20 protein-coding genes and 1 riboswitch are annotated in these 18749 nt (G+C 62.1%); of the genes, 14 read left to right on the top strand and 6 right to left on the bottom strand.

Translation table 11 applies throughout. The features are described from left to right. Positions 1-47: 47 nt before the first annotated feature. The 9 genes from IB263_RS06820 to IB263_RS06780 all read left to right on the top strand — a co-directional run bounded on the left by IB263_RS06820 (position 48) and on the right by IB263_RS06780 (position 9317). Positions 48-1214: a cysteine desulfurase family protein gene (locus tag IB263_RS06820; RefSeq protein ID WP_192438055.1), complete on the top strand. Its 1167-nt coding sequence runs from the start codon at positions 48-50 to the stop codon at positions 1212-1214. 149 nt (positions 1215-1363) lie between these two features. After that, positions 1364-2833 carry a Fe-S cluster assembly protein SufB gene (gene sufB, locus IB263_RS06815; protein WP_060585120.1) on the top strand — a complete coding sequence of 490 codons (1470 nt, stop codon included), beginning with the start codon at positions 1364-1366 and terminating at the stop codon, positions 2831-2833. 80 nt (positions 2834-2913) lie between these two features. Continuing rightward, the gene (gene sufC / locus IB263_RS06810) at positions 2914-3669 is read left to right on the top strand and encodes a Fe-S cluster assembly ATPase SufC (RefSeq protein WP_034794631.1); all 756 of its coding nucleotides are present in this window, start codon (positions 2914-2916) and stop codon (positions 3667-3669) included. Positions 3670-3691: 22 nt separating this feature from the next. After that, positions 3692-4972: a Fe-S cluster assembly protein SufD gene (sufD, locus tag IB263_RS06805; RefSeq protein WP_113554799.1), complete on the top strand. Its 1281-nt coding sequence runs from the start codon at positions 3692-3694 to the stop codon at positions 4970-4972. A gap of 129 nt (positions 4973-5101) precedes the next feature. Continuing rightward, positions 5102-6343, top strand: a complete 1242-nt coding sequence (locus IB263_RS06800; RefSeq protein ID WP_192438053.1) for a cysteine desulfurase — start codon at positions 5102-5104, stop codon at positions 6341-6343. Between the two features lie 69 nt (positions 6344-6412). Then, positions 6413-6793, top strand: a complete 381-nt coding sequence (locus tag IB263_RS06795) for an SUF system Fe-S cluster assembly protein (RefSeq protein ID WP_034794321.1) — start codon at positions 6413-6415, stop codon at positions 6791-6793. Positions 6794-6886: 93 nt separating this feature from the next. Further along, complete coding sequence (gene sufA / locus IB263_RS06790; RefSeq protein WP_113554800.1) at positions 6887-7279, top strand: Fe-S cluster assembly scaffold SufA; 393 nt, start codon at positions 6887-6889, stop codon at positions 7277-7279. A gap of 92 nt (positions 7280-7371) precedes the next feature. Continuing rightward, a complete protein-coding gene (locus IB263_RS06785; protein ID WP_113505035.1) occupies positions 7372-8877 on the top strand; it encodes an ATP-binding protein in 1506 nt (501 codons plus the stop codon). A gap of 11 nt (positions 8878-8888) precedes the next feature. Then, positions 8889-9317, top strand: coding sequence for a response regulator (locus tag IB263_RS06780; RefSeq protein ID WP_192438051.1), 429 nt, complete (start codon positions 8889-8891; stop codon positions 9315-9317). A gap of 141 nt (positions 9318-9458) precedes the next feature. Here IB263_RS06780 and gcvP read toward each other — a convergent pair whose 3' ends face one another. From gcvP to gcvT, 3 genes are read right to left on the bottom strand one after another with little or no spacing between them, the layout of a single operon-like run. Further along, positions 9459-12323 carry an aminomethyl-transferring glycine dehydrogenase gene (gene gcvP, locus IB263_RS06775; RefSeq protein WP_090293832.1) on the bottom strand — a complete coding sequence of 955 codons (2865 nt, stop codon included), beginning with the start codon at positions 12321-12323 and terminating at the stop codon, positions 9459-9461. Then, complete coding sequence (gene gcvH / locus IB263_RS06770) at positions 12323-12685, bottom strand: glycine cleavage system protein GcvH (RefSeq protein ID WP_034794310.1); 363 nt, start codon at positions 12683-12685, stop codon at positions 12323-12325. The genes gcvP and gcvH overlap by 1 nt, the downstream gene beginning before the upstream one ends. A 16-nt stretch (positions 12686-12701) precedes the next feature. Next, positions 12702-13841, bottom strand: coding sequence for a glycine cleavage system aminomethyltransferase GcvT (gcvT, locus tag IB263_RS06765; protein WP_060585129.1), 1140 nt, complete (start codon positions 13839-13841; stop codon positions 12702-12704). Positions 13842-13982: 141 nt separating this feature from the next. Beyond that, positions 13983-14070, bottom strand: a riboswitch (glycine riboswitch). A 162-nt stretch (positions 14071-14232) separates the two neighbouring features. Here gcvT and IB263_RS06760 point away from each other — a divergent pair. Beyond that, positions 14233-14622: a hypothetical protein gene (locus IB263_RS06760; protein ID WP_192438049.1), complete on the top strand. Its 390-nt coding sequence runs from the start codon at positions 14233-14235 to the stop codon at positions 14620-14622. A gap of 95 nt (positions 14623-14717) precedes the next feature. Beyond that, complete coding sequence (locus tag IB263_RS06755; protein WP_034794300.1) at positions 14718-15704, top strand: copper chaperone PCu(A)C; 987 nt, start codon at positions 14718-14720, stop codon at positions 15702-15704. Between the two features lie 22 nt (positions 15705-15726). Here the strand turns inward: IB263_RS06755 and IB263_RS06750 are convergent, their stop codons facing one another. Further along, positions 15727-16083, bottom strand: a complete 357-nt coding sequence (locus tag IB263_RS06750; RefSeq protein WP_034794298.1) for a hypothetical protein — start codon at positions 16081-16083, stop codon at positions 15727-15729. 199 nt (positions 16084-16282) lie between these two features. Between IB263_RS06750 and IB263_RS06745 the strand changes: the two genes are divergently transcribed. Further along, positions 16283-16711, top strand: a complete 429-nt coding sequence (locus IB263_RS06745; RefSeq protein ID WP_192438047.1) for a nuclear transport factor 2 family protein — start codon at positions 16283-16285, stop codon at positions 16709-16711. Here the strand turns inward: IB263_RS06745 and IB263_RS06740 are convergent. Beyond that, the gene (locus tag IB263_RS06740; protein ID WP_060520771.1) at positions 16708-17022 is read right to left on the bottom strand and encodes a chaperone modulator CbpM; all 315 of its coding nucleotides are present in this window, start codon (positions 17020-17022) and stop codon (positions 16708-16710) included. The genes IB263_RS06745 and IB263_RS06740 overlap by 4 nt on opposite strands. Positions 17023-17025: 3 nt before the next feature. Continuing rightward, a complete protein-coding gene (locus IB263_RS06735; protein WP_090293829.1) occupies positions 17026-17940 on the bottom strand; it encodes a DnaJ C-terminal domain-containing protein in 915 nt (304 codons plus the stop codon). 227 nt (positions 17941-18167) lie between these two features. Here IB263_RS06735 and IB263_RS06730 point away from each other — a divergent pair, with 227 nt between their 5' ends. Both IB263_RS06730 and IB263_RS34440 read left to right on the top strand, forming a co-directional pair. Further along, positions 18168-18410 carry a hypothetical protein gene (locus IB263_RS06730; protein WP_060520773.1) on the top strand — a complete coding sequence of 81 codons (243 nt, stop codon included), beginning with the start codon at positions 18168-18170 and terminating at the stop codon, positions 18408-18410. Positions 18411-18603: 193 nt separating this feature from the next. Next, positions 18604-18729 (top strand): hypothetical protein, encoded by a 126-nt coding sequence (locus tag IB263_RS34440; protein WP_255380881.1) that lies wholly within the window; start codon positions 18604-18606, stop codon positions 18727-18729. Positions 18730-18749 lie beyond the last annotated feature (20 nt).

The raw sequence follows: 18749 nt of genomic DNA, 5'->3' as shown, positions 1-18749 counted from the left end.
CGCCAGAGGTTGCGGGCCTGTGTCCTGTTGATCTAGCGAAGGAAATCATGTCGAGTTCGCGCATCTATATGGACTGGAACGCCACGGCGCCGCTTCTGCCCGAAGCGCGCGAGGCTTGCCTGTCGGCGCTCGACCTCCTTGGCAACCCTTCTTCCGTTCACGGAGAGGGCCGCGCGTTGCGCACGTTGATCGAAAACGCCCGTCGCGACGTGGCAGCGCTCTGCGGCGCCAAGCCTGGCAGCGTCATCTTTACCAGCGGCGCCACGGAAGCGGCCAACCTGGTGCTTACGCCCGATTTCCGCATGGGCCGCACGCCGCTGAAGATCGGCCGGCTCTATGCCTCGGCGATCGAGCACCCGGCTGTGCGCGAAGGCGGACGCTTTCCGCGCGAAGCCCTCAGCGAAATCCCGGTGATTTCAGACGGCGTCGTCGATCTCCCGGTGCTGAGGGAGCTGTTATCCGCGCATGATCGCCAGCTCGGCTTGCCGATGGTTGCCGTCATGCTGGTCAACAACGAGACGGGCATCATCCAGCCGATCGCCGCGATCGCCGAGATCGTTCGCGCCCATGGCGGCATTCTCGTCGTCGACGCGGTGCAGGCCGCCGGCCGCGTGCCCCTTTCGATTGAAGACCTCGGCGCCGACTTCCTGATCGTCTCCTCGCACAAGATCGGCGGCCCGAAGGGCGCCGGCGCGCTGGTGGCGCGCGGCGAGGTTATGATGCCCGCACCGCTGATCCGCGGCGGCGGACAGGAAAAGGGGCACCGTTCCGGGACTGAAAATCCGGTGGCGATTGCCGGCTTTGCAGCAGCCGCCCGGAAGGTCGGCGAAGATGTCGGCCAACGAATGGGCGTGGTCACCGCGTTGCGCGACAAGCTCGAAGGCGAGATGCTGGCCGCGGCAACCGACGTGGTTATTCACGGCCGCGACGTTTCGCGCGTTGGCAACACGATCTTCTTCACGCTTCCTGGCCTCAAGGCCGAGACCGGGCAGATTGCCTTCGATCTCGAAGGTGTGGCGTTGTCGGCGGGTTCCGCCTGCTCCTCCGGCAAGGTCGGGCAGAGCCACGTGCTGACGGCGATGGGTTACGATCCGCGCCAGGGCGCACTTCGAATCTCGATCGGCGAGGGCACGACAAAGGCTGATATCGACCGTTGCGCCGCGGTCTTTGCAAAGGTAGCAGCAAGAAGACGAGCGCCCGGGCAAGCAGCCTGAGCGGAACGACCGGACGAAATTGCGGAAAAGCAATTTTCCGCTTGGCAAACAGGGTGAAAAGCGCCTTTTAGCCATTACATAAGCGGTGTGCCAAGCGCATCGTGTTGACAAGCTGCCGGACCTTGGATCCGGCAAGATTGGAGAACGACATGCCTGCCGTGCAGGAGACCATTGATCAGGTCCGTCAGATCGACGTTGACCAGTACAAATACGGTTTTGAGACGACCATCGAAGTCGAGAAGGCCCCAAAGGGTCTCTCGGAAGACATCATTCGCTTCATCTCCGAGAAGAAGAACGAGCCGGAATGGATGCTGGAATGGCGTCTTGAGGCCTATCGCCGCTGGCTGACGCTCGACGAGCCGACCTGGGCACGCGTCAGCTATCCGAAGATCGACTTCAACGAGATCTACTATTACGCCGCTCCCAAGGGCGTGACGGGCCCGAAGTCGCTTGACGAGGTCGATCCCGAAATCCTCAAGGTCTACGAGAAGCTCGGCATTCCGCTGAAGGAACAGGAGATCCTCGCCGGCGTACAGAAGTCGAAGATCGCCGTCGACGCCGTCTTCGACAGCGTCTCGGTCGTCACCACCTTCAAGGAAGAGTTGAAGAAGGCCGGCGTGATCTTCATGTCGATCTCCGAGGCGATCCGCGAGCACCCTGATCTCGTCAAGAAGTATCTCGGTTCCGTCGTTCCGACGACCGACAACTACTATGCGACGCTGAACTCCGCAGTCTTCACCGACGGCTCCTTCGTCTACGTGCCGAAGGGCGTTCGTTGCCCGATGGAACTGTCCACCTACTTCCGTATCAACGAGAAGAACACCGGCCAGTTCGAGCGCACGCTGATCATCTGCGAAGAGGGCGCCTACGTGTCCTATCTCGAAGGCTGCACCGCACCGCAGCGCGACGAGAACCAGCTGCATGCTGCCGTCGTCGAGTTGGTTGCGCTCGATGATGCCGAGATCAAGTACTCGACCGTGCAGAACTGGTACCCGGGCGACAAGGAAGGCAAGGGCGGCATCTACAACTTCGTCACCAAGCGTGGCGATTGCCGTGGCAAGAACTCCAAGATCTCCTGGACGCAGGTCGAAACCGGTTCGGCGATCACCTGGAAGTATCCGTCCTGCATCCTGCGCGGCGACGGTTCGCGCGGCGAGTTCTACTCGATCGCGGTATCGAACGGCCACCAGCAGATCGACAGTGGCACCAAGATGATCCACCTCGGCAAGAACACGTCGAGCCGCATCGTCTCCAAGGGTATTGCTGCCGGCGTCTCGGAAAACACCTATCGCGGCCAGGTTTCGGCCCACCGCAAGGCCGAGAATGCCCGCAACTTCACCCAGTGCGATTCGCTGCTGATCGGCGACAAGTGCGGCGCGCATACCGTTCCTTACATCGAGGCGAAGAACTCGACGGCACAGTTCGAGCACGAAGCCACGACGTCGAAGATTTCCGAGGACCAGCTGTTCTACTGCCTGCAGCGCGGCATCCCGACCGAAGCGGCGATCGCGCTGATCGTCAACGGCTTCGTCAAGGAAGTCATCCAGGAACTGCCGATGGAATTCGCCGTCGAAGCGCAGAAGCTGATCGGCATCTCGCTTGAAGGCTCGGTGGGCTAAGGCCCTGGACTGAAAATTGAATGGCGCGCACCGAGAGTTTGCGCGCGAACGAACGTTCGTTTCCCAAGAGGACGATAGAAATGCTTGAAATCAAGAACCTGCACGCCCGCATCGCCGAAGACGGCACCGAGATCATCCGTGGCCTGAACCTGACCGTGAAGGCCGGCGAAGTTGCCGCCATCATGGGCCCGAACGGCTCCGGCAAGTCGACGCTCTCCTACATCCTGTCGGGCCGCGAAGATTACGAAGTCACCGAAGGCGACATCCTCTACAACGGCGAAAGCATCCTGGAACTCGACGCGTCCGAGCGTGCGGCCAAGGGCATCTTCCTTGCCTTCCAGTACCCGGTCGAAATCCCGGGCGTTGCCACCATGCAGTTCCTGAAGGTGGCGATGAACGAACAGCGCAAGTATCGCGGTGAAGACGAGCTGACGACGCCGGAATTCATGCGCCGCGTCAAGGAAGCCGCTGCCGAGCTGAAGATCGCACCGGAAATGCTGCGTCGCCCGCTCAACGTCGGCTTTTCCGGCGGTGAGAAGAAGCGCGCCGAAATCCTGCAGATGTCGCTGCTCCAGCCGAAGCTTTGCGTGCTCGACGAAACCGACTCCGGCCTCGACATCGATGCGCTGAAGATCGTCGCCGACGGCGTCAACGCCCTGCGTTCGCCGGATCGCGCCGTCGTCGTCATCACCCACTACCAGCGCCTGCTCGACTACATCGTGCCCGACACGGTGCACGTCCTCTACAAGGGCCAGGTGATCAAGTCGGGCGACAAGACGCTGGCGCACGAACTCGAAGCCAACGGCTACGCGGATATCATCGAGGCCGCAGCTTAGAGCCTGTTGAAGGAGTGTTCGAATGAATATGCAACAGGCAATCAAGATGACGGCGGCCGAGACGGCGCTCGTCGACGCCTATACCGCGCAGATCGGCGATCTGCCGGGTGACGGTTCGGTGCTTTCGGTTCGTGACACGCTGGTGCACGAACTGAGGACTGCGGGTCTGCCGACCCGCCGTGTCGAATCCTGGCACTACACCGACCTGCGCACGCTGCTGCGCGCGGTGCCGGCTGCCGATCCGACGGCTTTTGCCGATCGCGTCGACGCGCTGGTTCCGGGCTCTACGGTGTTTTCGGTCCGAAACGGCCAGGCCGAGATCAAGGGCAACCTTCCCGAGGGCGTGACGGTCCGCTCCTATGTCGACAGCCTGCTCGACGGTTCGGCCACGGCTGGCCTCGCTGTGCTCGGCTTTGACGACGCGATCGGCCGCATCAACGGCGGTCTCGTGCGCGGCGGTCTCGAAATCGCCGTCGGCGATGATGCAACGGTCGAAAATCCGCTGGAAATTCAGCTGGTACAGAGTGTCGGCCAGGCGCATACGCGCTTCCCGGTGACGTTCGGCGCCAACGCCAAGGCAACCGTGATCGAGCGGCATCTGTCGACCAAAGACGGCGAGAGCTTCGTCTCCTCCGTTAGCGACATTACGCTCGCCGACGGTGCCGATGTCATCTGGATCATCCTGCAGCAGCAGGGCGCTGCCGATACCCATCTCGGCCAGATCCGCTTCGACCTCGGCAAGAATGCCAAGCTGCATCTCTTCGTGATCAACGCCGGCGGCAAGCTGGTGCGCCAGGAGATCCATGGCAAGACGAGCGGCGAGGGTGCGGATTTCAAATTGCGCGGCATCAACCTGCTCGGCGGCGAGAGCCACACGGACGTGACCTTCACGCTCGGCCACAACGTACCGCACACCACGTCGACGGAGATCATCCGCAACGTCGTGTTCGATCGTGCCAAGGGCGTGTTCCAGGGCAAGATCCTGGTTGCCAAGGACGCGCAGAAGACCGACGCGAAGATGGCATGCAACACGCTGCTTCTGTCCGACGACGCCGATCTCTCGGCGAAGCCTGAGCTGGAGATCTTCGCCGACGACGTGCAGTGCGGCCACGGTGCGACGGTTGCCGATATCGACCACACGCAGCTCTTCTACCTGATGGCGCGCGGTGTTCCGGAAAACAAGGCTCGGGCCATGCTCGTCAATGCCTTTGTTGCCGAGATCGTCGAAGAGCTGGAAGATGACGAGGCGCTGGTCGAGGCGCTGGAAGAGGTCATCTCGACCTGGCTCGACAGGCACGCCTGACGGGCTGTCTGCGTAATTCCTTAAATCGGCGTCGATTTGGGGTAAAATTGCGCAGGACTTCAACATGTTGCAGTGCGCTTAACGCGTCCTCAGGGACGCGCGGCGACGTGGCGAAATTGGATTGAAGACATGGAACACTCTGTACCGGTGCCCGCCTACGACGTCGAAACGATCCGCAAGGATTTTCCGATCCTGTCGAAAACCGTCTACGGCAAGCCGCTCGTCTATCTCGACAACGGCGCATCGGCACAGAAGCCACAGGTCGTGATCGATGCGATCTCCCATGCCTATTCCAACGAATACGCCAACGTCCATCGCGGCCTGCATTTCCTGTCGAATGCCGCGACGGAAGCCTATGAGGCGGCACGCGAAAAGGTGCGCCGCTTCCTCAATGCCCCGTCGGTCGACAACGTCATCTTCACCAAGTCTTCGACCGAGGCGATCAACACGGTCGCCTATGGCTACGGCATGCCGAAGCTCGGCGAGGGCGACGAGATCGTGCTGTCGATCATGGAGCACCACTCCAACATCGTTCCCTGGCATTTCATCCGCGAACGCCAGGGCGCCAAGCTCGTCTGGATCCCGGTCGATGACGACGGCGCGTTGCACGTCGAAGATTTCGGCAAGTGCCTGACGGACAAGACCAAGCTCATCGCCATCACCCATATGTCGAATGCGCTCGGAACCGTTGTTCCGGTCAAGGAAATCTGCCGCATCGCCCGCGAGCGCGGCATCCCTGTACTCGTCGACGGCAGCCAGGGCGCCGTGCACATGCCGGTCGACGTCCAGGACATCGATTGCGACTGGTACGTGATGACCGGCCACAAGCTCTACGGCCCCTCCGGTGTCGGTGTGCTCTACGGCAAGACGGACCGGCTGAAGGAGATGCGACCGTTCCTCGGCGGCGGTGAGATGATCGAGGTGGTGACCGAGGATTATGTTACCTACAACGATCCGCCGCACCGCTTCGAGGCCGGCACGCCCCCGATCGTGCAGGCAATCGGCCTTGGCTATGCGCTCGATTACATGGACAAGCTTGGTCGTGCAGCGATCCAGGCGCATGAAGCCGATCTGACGGCCTATGCGCGCGAGCGCCTCTCGTCGGTCAATTCGCTGCGGGTCTTCGGCAACACGCCCGACAAGGGTAGCATTTTCGCCTTCGAGCTTGCCGGCATTCATTCGCACGATGTGTCGATGGTAATCGACCGTGCCGGTGTCGCTGTTCGCGCCGGTACCCATTGCGCCCAGCCGCTCTTGAAACGTTTCGGCGTGACCTCCACATGCCGTGCATCCTTCGGGCTCTACAACACACGGGCCGAGGTCGATGCGCTGGTCGACGCGCTGGAGCATGCACGAAAGTTCTTCGCCTAAGAAATTTGTAAAAGGTTCAGGGATTTATCCCAATCTGCTGAACCACTAGAGAAAGTCCAGGAGGCCGACATGAGCCTTGATGCAACGGAAGAAAAGGTCGACGTCCGCGAGGGCATCGTGCATTCGGCGATCCCAACCGAAGAGATTGCGCGCCTCAGCGACGACATCATCGCGGCGCTGAAGACCGTCTACGACCCGGAAATCCCGGCCGACATCTTCGAACTCGGTCTCATCTACAAGATCGACATCGAAGACGACCGCATGGTCAAGATCGACATGACGCTGACAGCACCCGGCTGCCCGGTGGCGGGCGAGATGCCGGGCTGGGTCGAGAACGCCGTCGGCGCCGTCGAGGGCGTCTCGGGTGTGGAGGTCAAAATGACCTTCGATCCGCCGTGGACGCCGGACCGGATGTCCGAGGAAGCACAGGTCGCCGTCGGGTGGTACTGAGCCTCGCGTATTGATCCGTTAAGGCACGGATACTACATTTGATTCTGTAAGGCGCCGGGCCTTTACCCCGGTGACGACAAGGAGAATGAGCCCATGGGCTTTGCCGTGATGAGCCTGACCGATGCCGCTGCCGGCCGCGTGCGCGCGATCGTCGAGAATTCCGGCGCCGATGCCAAGGGCATTCGCGTCGGCATCAAGAAGGGTGGCTGCGCCGGCATGGAATATGCCGTCGATCTCGTGACCGAGCCGAACCCCAAGGACGACCTGATCGAGCATCAGGGCGCCAACGTCTGGATTGCGCCGGAAGCCGTGCTCTATCTGCTCGGCACGCAGATGGATTTCGAAGTGACGACGCTGCGCTCCGGATTCACCTTCCACAATCCCAACCAGACATCCGCCTGCGGATGTGGCGAATCGGTCGAGCTGAAGCCGGCCGATCTGGCCGCACTTGCGGCACAGGGTGACGCCGTAGTGCGCGCCAACTGAGTTTTACCATTCCTTCAATTGAATAGGTCGGCCCGGTTTTCGCCGGGCCTTTTTTCTGCTGAGATACACATCTATGGAATAGGGAGAGGGACATGGCGGCGTTGAACGAAGATCTCGTCTTCAAGGCGCTCTACGAAACGTTTCCCGATCCCGTGATCATCATCGACGCCGAGCGTATCATCCGTTCCGCGAACAATGCAGCACTTCGCCAGTTCGGTTATCCGGCCGCGGAGTTCATCGACAGATCCGTGCGCCTGATCTACGCGACCGATGCGGAATATGCCAAGCGCCTGCAGAACCGGGCGGCGCGCGTGGACGAAACCGCCCCCCGGACTTCGAACTATCTTTATATCAGGCGTGACGGATCGACATTTTCCGGGCATCTGCGCACCACGCCCCTGATCAACGACCAAGGCGAGGAACTGGCGCTTATCGGTATCATCAGAGACGTTTCGGACCTGACCGAAGCGGTGAGCGAACGGCAGAAGGCTTCCGAGATGCTGAATGCAGCCCTCGAAGCAATGCCTGAAGGCTTTGCCATCTTCGACAGGGAGGAACGGCTGGTCGTCTATAACAGGGCCTATCAGGCGATCTGCGGGCCTGCCGGTCCGGCACTCAAGCCCGGCATCACCGCCGAGGAAATCCTGCTCTTGGCGCGCCAGGGCGGTCACTACCCGGACGCCTTGCCGGGCACGCGCGAAGGCAACGAATGGATCGCCTCGCGTCTGCGCGATTTCCGCTATCCGGACGGAAAGCCGAAGATCCACCGCTATGCCGACGACCGCTGGCTGAGGGTGGAGAACATCAAGGCCAAGGATGGCAACACGGTCGTCGCGCGTGTCGATGTCACGGATCTGAAGCGCGCCGAGCTCGCGCTCGAGCGGCAACGGCAGGAACTGGAACACAAGAACGAGGCGCTCGATCAGTTCACCGCCACCGTCTCCCACGATCTCAAGGCGCCGCTTCGGCACATCTCGATGTTCTCCGAGATGATCGAAGACGACCTCAAGGCAGGCAATCAGACCGAACTTGCGGAAAATGCCCGGCACCTGCGCGACAGCGTCCGGCGCATGAACCGCGTGGTCGACAGCCTGCTCGACTATGCGCAGATCGCGCATCGCATCACCGACTGGACCCAGGTGCGGCTGAGCGACGTCGTCTCGGAGACGCTGACGATTCTCGCCGGTGACGCAAACGACGCAAACGCAACCTTCGAGGTAGGCCCACTGCCGGAACTGGAAGGGGATCCCGAGCTGCTGCGCCGCCTGGTCCAGAACCTCGTCGGCAATGCGATCAAGTACCGGCACGCCGACCGCCCCCCGGTCATCCGCATCCACGGCAGCGTTTTGCACCAAACGGTGGAACTGGTCGTAGAGGACAACGGCATCGGCATCGATCCGCGGTTTGCGACGCGCATCTTCGAAGTGTTCCAGCGGCTGCACAAGGATGAGACGGTCTATGGCGGCACGGGAATCGGCTTGTCGCTCGCCAAACGCATCGCCGAAAGCCATGGCGGTTCGATCTGCCTTGACACGAGCTTCCGAGAAGGCGCACGTTTCATCGTGTTGCTTCCGAGGTGGCTGAGGAAGGCGAAGTAGGGCGGAACAAGGTGACCTCGACGCCAAAGCGATTGCTCTTGGTGGAAGACGACGCGCACGATGCGCGTTTCGTGATGCGCGCCTTTGCCCAGATCGACAAATCGATCGAACTCGTCCTGGTGACCGACGCGGACGAGGCCGTGGAACAGCTCTCCAGCGGGCACTTCGACTACGTGCTGATGGATATCAAGCTGCCCGGCAGCGATGGGATCGAGCTCCTAAGGCGCGTGCGCAAGAGCCGTGCCACTGCGCTCATCCCGATCATCGTGCTGACGTCCTCGATCAATCCGGCCGACGTGCTTCACTGCTACGCTGCCGGCGCCAATGCCTATGCGGCAAAGCCGTCTTCGGTCATCGAATATCGTCGCTTCGCCGAAGCGTTCATTCGCTTCTGGGTCGAAAGCACAATCCTGCCACCGGGCATGAGCGCGCGCCGATAGGCCAGCTGTCTTCACGCGATCGGTATTACACGCCACTTTTTTTGGGGAATGGGGTCGAGCGCACAGGCGCGCATCCGTCCGGGCGTGGCCACGCCGGAGAAAACAACCGGCGGAGCATTGCTGCTCCGCCGGTCGATGTCGTTACTCTGCGGCTTCCGCGTAGCTTTCGAGCGGCGGGCAGGTGCAGACGAGGTTGCGGTCACCGAAGACGTTGTCGACACGATTGACCGGCGACCAGTACTTGTCGACCCGGAAGGCGCCCGGCGGGTAGCAGGCCTGCTCGCGCGAATAGGGGCGATCCCATTCGCCGACCAGGTCTTCGACCGTGTGCGGAGCGTTCTTCAGCGGGTTATTGGTCTTGTCCATGCGACCTTCCTCGATCGCACGGGCTTCCTCGCGGATGGCAAGCATCGCCTCGCAGAATCGGTCGATCTCGGCCTTGGTTTCCGATTCCGTCGGCTCGATCATCAGCGTGCCGGCAACCGGCCAGCTCATGGTCGGGGCGTGAAAACCGCAGTCGATCAGGCGCTTGGCGACGTCGTCAACGGTCACGCCGGCGCTTTCGACCAGCGGACGGGTGTCGATGATGCATTCATGCGCGACACGCCCCTTCGACGACTTGTAGAGTACCTCGTAGGCGCCCTTGAGCCTTGCTGCAATGTAGTTGGCGTTGAGGATCGCCACCTTCGTCGCCTGGGTCAGGCCTTCGCCACCCATCATCAGGCAGTAGCTCCAGGAGATCGGCAGGATCGAGGCCGAACCGAAGGGAGCCGCCGAAACCGCGCCGTCCTGGCCGTCCGTTTCCGGGTGGCCGGGCAGGTATGGCGCCAAATGCGCCTTGACGCCGATCGGGCCCATGCCGGGACCGCCGCCGCCGTGCGGAATGCAGAAGGTCTTGTGCAGGTTGAGATGGCTGACGTCGGAACCGATGTCGCCGGGGCGGGCAAGGCCGACCATGGCGTTCATGTTGGCGCCGTCCATGTAGACCTGGCCGCCGTGCTTGTGCACGATTTCGCAGACCTCGCGCACATTCTCCTCGAACACACCGTGCGTCGAAGGATAGGTGATCATGCAGCACGAGAGATTTTCGGCATACTGCTCGGCTTTCGCACGGAAATCTTCCATGTCGATGTCGCCGTTCTCGCTGACCTTGATGACGACCACCTTCATGCCGGCCATCTGGGCCGACGCAGGGTTGGTGCCGTGCGCCGAGGTCGGGATCAGGCAGACGTCGCGATGGGCGTTGCCCTGCGCAAGGTGGTATGCACGGATCGTCAGGAGACCGGCATATTCGCCCTGTGCACCGGAGTTCGGCTGCATGGAGATCGCGTCATAGCCGGTGACGGCGCAGAGCTTCTCCGACAGGTCCTCGATCATGTGCTGGTAGCCAGCCGCCTGATCCTTCGGCACGAAGGGATGGATCTCCGAGAATTCCGGCCAGGTGATCGGCAGCATCTCGGCGGTCGCGTTCAGCTTCATCGTGCACGAGCCGAGCGGGATCATCGCCCGATCGAGCGCCAGGTCGCGGTCCGACAGACGGCGGATGTAGCGCGTCATCTCGCTCTCGGCGCGGTTCATGTGGAAGATCGGGTGCATCAGGTATTCGCTGGTGCGCAGCAGCGGCTGCGGCAGGCGGTAACCCGGCTCGAACTCTTCCACCTTGAAGTCGCCACCGAAGGCGCGCCAGACGGCTTCGAGCGTGACGGGGCGCGAGCGCTCGTCGAGGCTGATGCCGATCTTGGTCTCGCCGATCTTGCGCAGGTTCACTTCCTCGGCGACTGCGGTCTTGAGGATGATGCCCTGCAGCTTGCCGACTTCGACGGTGATCGTGTCGAAAAACACATCGGGCTCGACCGTGTAGCCGAGCTTTTCGAGACCCATGGCGAGACGAACGGTCTTCTGGTGAACGCTCTGGGCGATCGCCTTGATGCCCTTCGGTCCATGGAAGACGGCGTACATCGAGGCCATGACGGCGAGCAGAACCTGCGCGGTGCAGATGTTCGACGTCGCCTTTTCGCGGCGGATGTGCTGTTCGCGGGTCTGCAGCGACAGGCGATAGGCACGGTTGCCGCGCGCGTCGACCGAGACGCCGACGAGACGGCCGGGCATCGAGCGCTTGTGTGCATCCTTGACGGCCATATAGGCCGCATGCGGCCCCCCATAGCCGACCGGAACGCCGAAGCGCTGGGTGCAGCCGATGGCGATATCGGCGCCCATTTCGCCAGGCGACTTCAGAAGCGCCAGCGCCAGCGGATCGGCGGCGACGGTCGCGATCGCGCCGGTCTGGTGCAGGCGGGCAATCAGGCCGGTGAAGTCGTTCACATGGCCGTAGGTGCCCGGATACTGGAAGATCGCGCCGAAGACGTCGACCGGATCGAGATCGGTGAAGGGATTGCCGATGACGATCTGCCAGCCGAGCGGCTCGGCGCGGGTCTTCAGAAGCGCGATCGTCTGCGGATGGCAATTTTCGTCGACGAAGAAGGACTTGGCCTTCGACTTCGAAACGCGCTCGGCCATCGCCATCGCTTCAGCGGCTGCCGTCGCTTCATCGAGAAGCGACGCGTTGGCAACGTCGAGGCCAGTCAGGTCGCAGACCATGGTCTGGTAGTTGAGCAGCGCTTCGAGGCGGCCCTGGCTGATTTCCGGCTGGTAGGGCGTATAGGCCGTGTACCAGGCCGGGTTTTCCAGGATGTTGCGCTGGATGACCGGCGGCGTGATCGTGCCGTAGTAGCCCTGGCCGATCAGCGACACGAGCTTCTGGTTGCGGTTGGCCGTTTCGCGCATCTTGTCGAGCGCCTCGCGTTCGGTCATCGGCGCGCCCCAGGCAAGCGGCGTTTTCTGGCGGATCGACGGCGGCACGGTGTCGTCGATCAGCGCATCGAGCGTCGGATAACCGACGACCTTCAGCATCTCGTCCATTTCGGCCGGCGACGGGCCGATATGACGCCGATTGGCGAAATCATACGGCTTGTAGTCCGTAAAGGTGAAATCCTTGGGCATGCTCATCAGGCGACGAGCTCCTTGTAGGCCGCTTCCTCGAGGAGGGCATCGGCATCGCTGGGGTTGGCAAGCTTCAGCTTGAAGAACCAGGCAGCACCCTGCGGGTCGCTGTTGACGAGCGACGGGTCGTCGACGATCGCCTGGTTCACTTCGACGATTTCGCCGTCAAGCGGACAATAGACGTCGGAAGCTGCCTTGACGGATTCGACGGTGGCGGCGCTATCGCCCTTGGCAAAGTTCGAGCCGGTTTCCGGCAGTTCAACGAAGACGAGATCGCCGAGCTGGCCGGCGGCATGCTCGGTGATGCCGACGGTTGCGACACCAGCTTCGATCTTCAGCCACTCGTGTTCCTCAGTGAACTTCAACATGTGCGCTCTCTCCTGATCAGCGTTTGTAGGTTTGTTTGACGAAGGGAAGGGCGGCGACCGCCACCGGCAGGTACTTGCCGCGCACTTCCGCAAAAAGGGTGGTGCCGTTCTCGATATGGCCGGCATCGACATAGCCCATGGCGACCGGGCCATCGACCGAGGGGCCGAAGCCACCCGAGGTCACCTGGCCGACCGGGGTCTTGCCCTCGGCATCGGCAAAGAGGTTAGCGCCGCCGCGAACCGGCGCGCGTCCCTCGGGCTTCAGGCCGACGCGGCGGCGCGACGCGCCAGTGGCGAACTGGCCGAGGATACGATCGGCACCGGGGAAACCACCTTCGCGGGCGCCACCGGCGCGGCGCGCCTTCTGCAGTGCCCATTCGAGCGCCCCTTCGACCGGGGTCGTGGTGGTGTCGATGTCGTTGCCATAGAGACAAAGACCGGCTTCAAGGCGCAGCGAATCGCGGGCGCCAAGGCCGATCGGCTTCACATCGGGATGTTCGAGCAGGCGCTGGGTAACATCGACGGCGGAGGCAACGGGAATGGAGATCTCGAAACCGTCTTCGCCGGTATAGCCCGAGCGGGAAATGATGCAGGTGACGTCATGCAGGTCGGCTTCGGCGACGTCCATGAAGCGCATGGCGGAGACATCAGCCCAGAGTTCTCCGAGCACGGCTTCGGCGTGCGGGCCCTGAAGCGCGATCAGCGCGCGATCGTCGAGCATCGTCACGTCGCAGGTATCGGAGAGACCGGCCTTCAGGAGCTCGAAGTCGGCGTCCTTGCAGGCGGCGTTGACGACGAGGAAGAGATGGTCGCCGCGGTTGGTGATCATCAGGTCGTCGAGGATGCCGCCTTCGGCATTGGTGAAGAGGCCATAACGCTGGCGGCCCTCGGCAAGGCCGAGCACATCGACCGGCACCAGCTTTTCGAGCGCCAGGGCCGCGTCCTCGATCTTGCCGGACTTCGGCCGAACGATGACCTGGCCCATATGCGATACATCGAAGAGACCGGCAGCAACACGGGTGTGCTGGTGTTCCTTCATCACGCCATCGGGGTACTGCACCGGCATGTCGTAACCGGCAAAGGGTACCATGCGCGCGCCCAGCGAAAGGTGCAGCGCATGCAGCGGCGTCTGTTTCAAATGAGGATTGTTTTCCAAATCCGGCCTCCAGGTCTGGCGCTCCCGCGCCGGCTCACACTTCCGGCGTCAATCGCCGTCGATTCGAGCCCCCTCTGTCCCTTTGCCTGAGATTGTTATCCCTTCGGCGAGCGTAAAAACGCTTCTCTCCAGAGTCCTACCGGCACCTTGCTGGTCCTTTGGCCTGAGAGTTTCCGGGGCGGTTGCTCCTTCGGCACCGGAATGAACCGGCTTCTCCCAACAAGATCGTCTCCAGATAACGGCGAAGGCCAGAGCTTGGCAAGAGGGCGGTGTCGCGCCGAAACACATTTTTGTCGCATGACCAAAAGACGCAGCCGGGCAGGGTGCGGCAATTCTGCCTTTGCATTCTTCTCCGGTTGAGGATAACCCAAGACAGATACCGGGGATAACCATGACAGGGCGCGACGGAAAATTCGGGATAGCAGTGCGGCTGATCGCCGTCTTTGCGCTCGTTTTCCTGACCTTTGCCCACAAGCCGCTCAGCGCCAAGACGCTCAGCCCGGCCGAAATTTCCGCCTATAAGCTGCCTGACGGAACGATCGCCGAAATCTGCTTCGGCATGGATGGCGTCGACCATGAAAGCGGCAAGGGCCAAGCGATGGCCCCGGTCTGCGAGGCCTGCCGTCTTTCGGGCTCTATCCTGCTGCCGGCTCCGCCAACCGAGAGCGTTCGCGCCGAAACGGGCGCCTGGCAGGTTTCGACAGTTGTCGCTGAATACGCGACGCCCCATCCGCATCTGCGGTTGCTGCCGCCTTCGCGCGGGCCTCCGGCGCGTTCGTAACTCTCCTCTCGCATCCCAATACAATTTGCCGCGTTCAAGCGGCTTGGACCACCGGACATCGGGCAAAGCCCGGCGCGTGGTCAGGAGATTCCGACATGACAAAGACCAGGATCGTTTCGCTTTCGCTCGGCCTTACCCTTGCCGCAAGCGGCATCGCCCACGCCCATGCCACCTTCGAGAAAGACACGGCGCCGGTGGAGACCACCTTCAAGGCGGTGCTGCAGGTTCCGCATGGCTGCGACGGCAAGCCGACGACGGAAGTACAGATCAAGCTGCCGGAAGGCTTCGTTTTCGCCCAACCGCAGCCGAAGCCCGGCTGGGAAATCGAGATCATCAAGGGCGATTACCAGAAGACCTATGACAATCACGGCAAGAAGGTCTCGTCCGGCCCACTGGAGATCCGGTGGAAGGGCGGCAATCTTCCCAACGAATACTACGACACCTTTGTCGTGCGCGGCAAAGTCTCGGGCTTCGACAAGGAGACAGTGCTGGCCTTCCCGACCACACAGCTTTGCGGCACCGAAGGCAAGGTCGTCTGGGACCAGGTGGCTGCCGAGGGCCAGAACGCACATGACCTGAAAAGCCCGGCACCGACCGTAACGGTGACGATGGCCGATGCCGCCGATCCGCACGCCGGCCATGGCGGACATATGGCCGCGGCCGGCGGCTCGGCGAAGGTCGGCGATCTCGATATCTCCGGTGGCTCGGTGAAGGCCATGCTGCCGGGCGCCAAGGTCGGCGGCGGCTTCCTGACGATCAAGAACGGTGGGGCAGGTGAAGACCGGCTCGTTGCTGTCGAGAGCCCTGCGGCCGCGCGTGTCGAGATCCACGAGATGAAGATGGAAAACGACGTGATGCGGATGCGCAAGCTCGACGACGGCGTGGCATTGCCGGCCGGCGAAACGGTGGAGCTCAAGGCCGGCGGCCTGCATCTGATGTTCATGGACGTGAAGACGCCCTTCAAGGAAGGCGATACGGTTCCCGTCACGCTCGTCTTCGAAAAGGCCGGCAAGGTCGATGCGACGTTCCCGGTCGGCTCGGCCAAGGGCGGTGAGGCAGCCGGCGGCCAAAAGCATCATTGACCCGAGAAATCGCGATACCGCCTCAGGCGGCGTCGCTTTCATCCTCCTGGCCGGCGGGTTCATCCTGCCGGCCTTCGTTTTCCTGCTTCTCGGAACCACCGTCGTCATCGCGCATGAATTCGAGATAGCGGCGCAGGGCTTCGGCTTCCGAGCGCTCCGGCAGACGGCCGTCGGCCGTGGCCAGCATGAAGGAGAGGGGCAGGGCGCCTTTGGTCTTCGGGATCGAGACCGGCGTCAACTTGGGCTCTTCGGTGCGCCGCGCCGAGAGCAACGTGATCGCTTCATCGGTCGGACCGTCGCCACGCACACGTGCAGACGGCTTCAGCGCTTCTGCCGCATAAGCCGCCGTCGTTGCGGATACTGTGACGACCTGTGTCACGTTTTCTCTGCCTTCCCGTTAGCAATCCATTCTTGTCGCTCAGTTTCACCTGAAGGCGGGTAAAAACTGGTGGTTGCATTTTAGGAAAACTCTAACGATGGTCACTGCGACCGGTGCGAAGCGGGCCGGAACACCACTAATACTTGCGCGATCGCTAAAGTTAAAACACACTCGTTCTAATAGAAACGGGGAGGCTGTCATGACTGAGCGAAGCATGCTGGAATTCAGGGTGCGGGCCCTTTATCTCGCCCGCGATGTCAACGACCTCGACACCATGATGGCGCAACTTGATCCGGACTTCAGCTTCCGCATCGTGGGAAGCGGCAGGCTCGGCACGATGGCACTGGCCGTCAACACGCCGGAAACAGTGCGCGACAGTTTCACGACGCTCGTCAAGAACTGGGACCTGAGCGAGATGGAGATGGTCGGCTGCTATGCCGATGGCGATACAGTCATCGTCCACCGCGCCGGCTTTGTTCGCTTCATCCCGTCGCAGACCCGCGAGCGAACCGAAATCATCGACAAGTTCACGTTCCGGGACGGTCGGATCGTCGACCTTACGGAGTTCGTCGATACCCTGTTTGTCGCCGAAACGATCGGGCTGCTGAACGAGCCGGCCGTTGCCTAATCCTCCTCGGCGCTCGACAAGATGAGCTTTTGAACCGCCGGCTCCTGGGAGCGAATGGCGTTCATCAACACCGCTAGGCGACCCCGTAGGCTGTGGACCTGGTCGAGCAGTTGCATGGCCACGTCGACGCCGTTGTCATTGACCCCCATGGGGCCCGTCAGATCCTGGATCAGACGCGCGCGCGCAAGGTCGGCATCCTCGAACAGCCAGCCGGCGTCAGCCTCCTGGGGCATCAGCCAGCGCTGCTCGACCCAGATGCGCAGAACCTTGACCTCGATATCGAGATGTTCGCAAAATTCACGGTCGTTCATAGGTCATCCTCCCATGCCCTTGCGCGGATCTTCCGTCTTGCCGGCGGCCCAGCCTTCGACGAAGGCGGAAAGCGCCGGGTCGGGGGCCTGCGGCAGCACGATCTTCAGGCTGACATAGGCATCGCCATGGCCACCGCCCGGCTTGTGCAGTCCCTTGCCCTTCAGCCGAAGCGTCTTGCCCGTGTTGGTGTGCGGAGCGATCGAAACGTTCACGGCACCATCGATCGTCGGAACGCGGATCTTGCCGCCGAGCACGGCCTCGCTCAGCGATATCGGCACCTCGTAGCGCACGTCGTCACCATCCGTGGCAAAGAGCGGATGCGGGCGGACGCGAATGTCGATCAGCGCGTCGCCAGCCGGTGCGCCGTCGCGACCCGGTTCTCCCTTGCCGCGCAGCCTCAGCGTCTGGCCATCGCGCGTGCCGGGCGGAATGGTCAGGTCGAGCGCCGGTCCGCCGCCGGGCAGGGTGATCTGGGTCTTGGTGCCATTGGCCGCGTCGAGAAATGCGATCTCCATCGAGAAATGGGTATCGCGACCGCGCTGGCGCTGCTGCTGCCCGCCCGCGCGCCGTGAAAAGAAGCTCGAAAAGATATCGTCCGCTTCGGCGAAATCAGAAAAGCCATGCGCGCTTTCGTAACGTGCCCCCGCATCGCCTGATTGGGCATAGTCGCGGTAGTAGTGCCGGGGCGGCGTTTCCGCTCCGGTCTCGTCTATCTCTCCGCGATCGTATTTTCCGCGTTTGTCTTCGTCTCCAAGCAAGGAATAGGCCGCTGAAACCGCCTTGAAGCGGTCCTCCGCGCCCTTGTCTCCCGGATTGAGATCCGGGTGCAGCATCTTGGCAAGCTTGCGATAGGCGCTCTGGATGTCCTTTTGCGTCGCGTCGCGGCTGACACCGAGCGTTTCGTATGGGCTCGTCATGCGATCTCCTTTGGGCGAGCGCGGATCGACCACGTTCCCCGAGCCTTGCCGGGTCGGCGCGTGCGTCTTCAATCGCTCGCCTAAAAGCATAGAGCAGATTTGCGCCCGCGACAGGGGCGAGACGCCGCGCGAACTCCACCATTTCGCGAATGAGAGCGGTCTGCTACAATCCGCCGCGCAAATGCACGCTTAAGGGGCGTAGCGCCCCGAAGCTTCGGGAGGTCGAAATGTCCGTCCGCCTGCAACTCGCGATCATGGTCGGCCTGATGATCAACGCCATCCTATTCGCCATCGGGATCCTGATCGTTCTGTCGGTACCGGCCCTCACGGCCAACGCCAAATATGCGATCCCGATCGTGGTCGTCAGCTGTTTCCTCGTCACGCCGTTCATCGCCTGGATCATGGCGCCGCGACTTCGGCTGCAGTACTGGAGAGAGCGCGAACAGACCAACCGGCAGCGCCCGATCTAGGCGACCTATTCATCCATTGTTGACCGTGTCCGGATTGCCGCCCCATAGCGGGCGGCAATCGTTGAAGATTGCATCTTCAACGATCATAGATTTTGTTATACCACCATTTTAGTACTTGTTTTCTAACCGGCTCCGCCTCAGATTCTCCCAAGTCTCAAGGACATAGCCGGCATGCAGGCCAGAAGGGGACTTCATGAGAACGATCGTATTGTTGCTTGCGCTCACCACGCTGGCCGCCTGTTCACAAACCTACAATGGTCCGCCGCGGGTCGTCGGCGGTGATGGCGACTACTACCAGGGCATCGTCGCGCCGCGGTAGGTGCCGGCGTCAGAATCGGT

The sequence above is a fragment of the Ensifer sp. ENS03 genome, from assembly GCF_014852035.1.
Classification (GTDB): domain Bacteria; phylum Pseudomonadota; class Alphaproteobacteria; order Rhizobiales; family Rhizobiaceae; genus Ensifer; species Ensifer adhaerens.
Note: the sequence above shows the minus strand (reverse complement) of the source record. Positions and strands in the feature narration are given on the sequence as shown.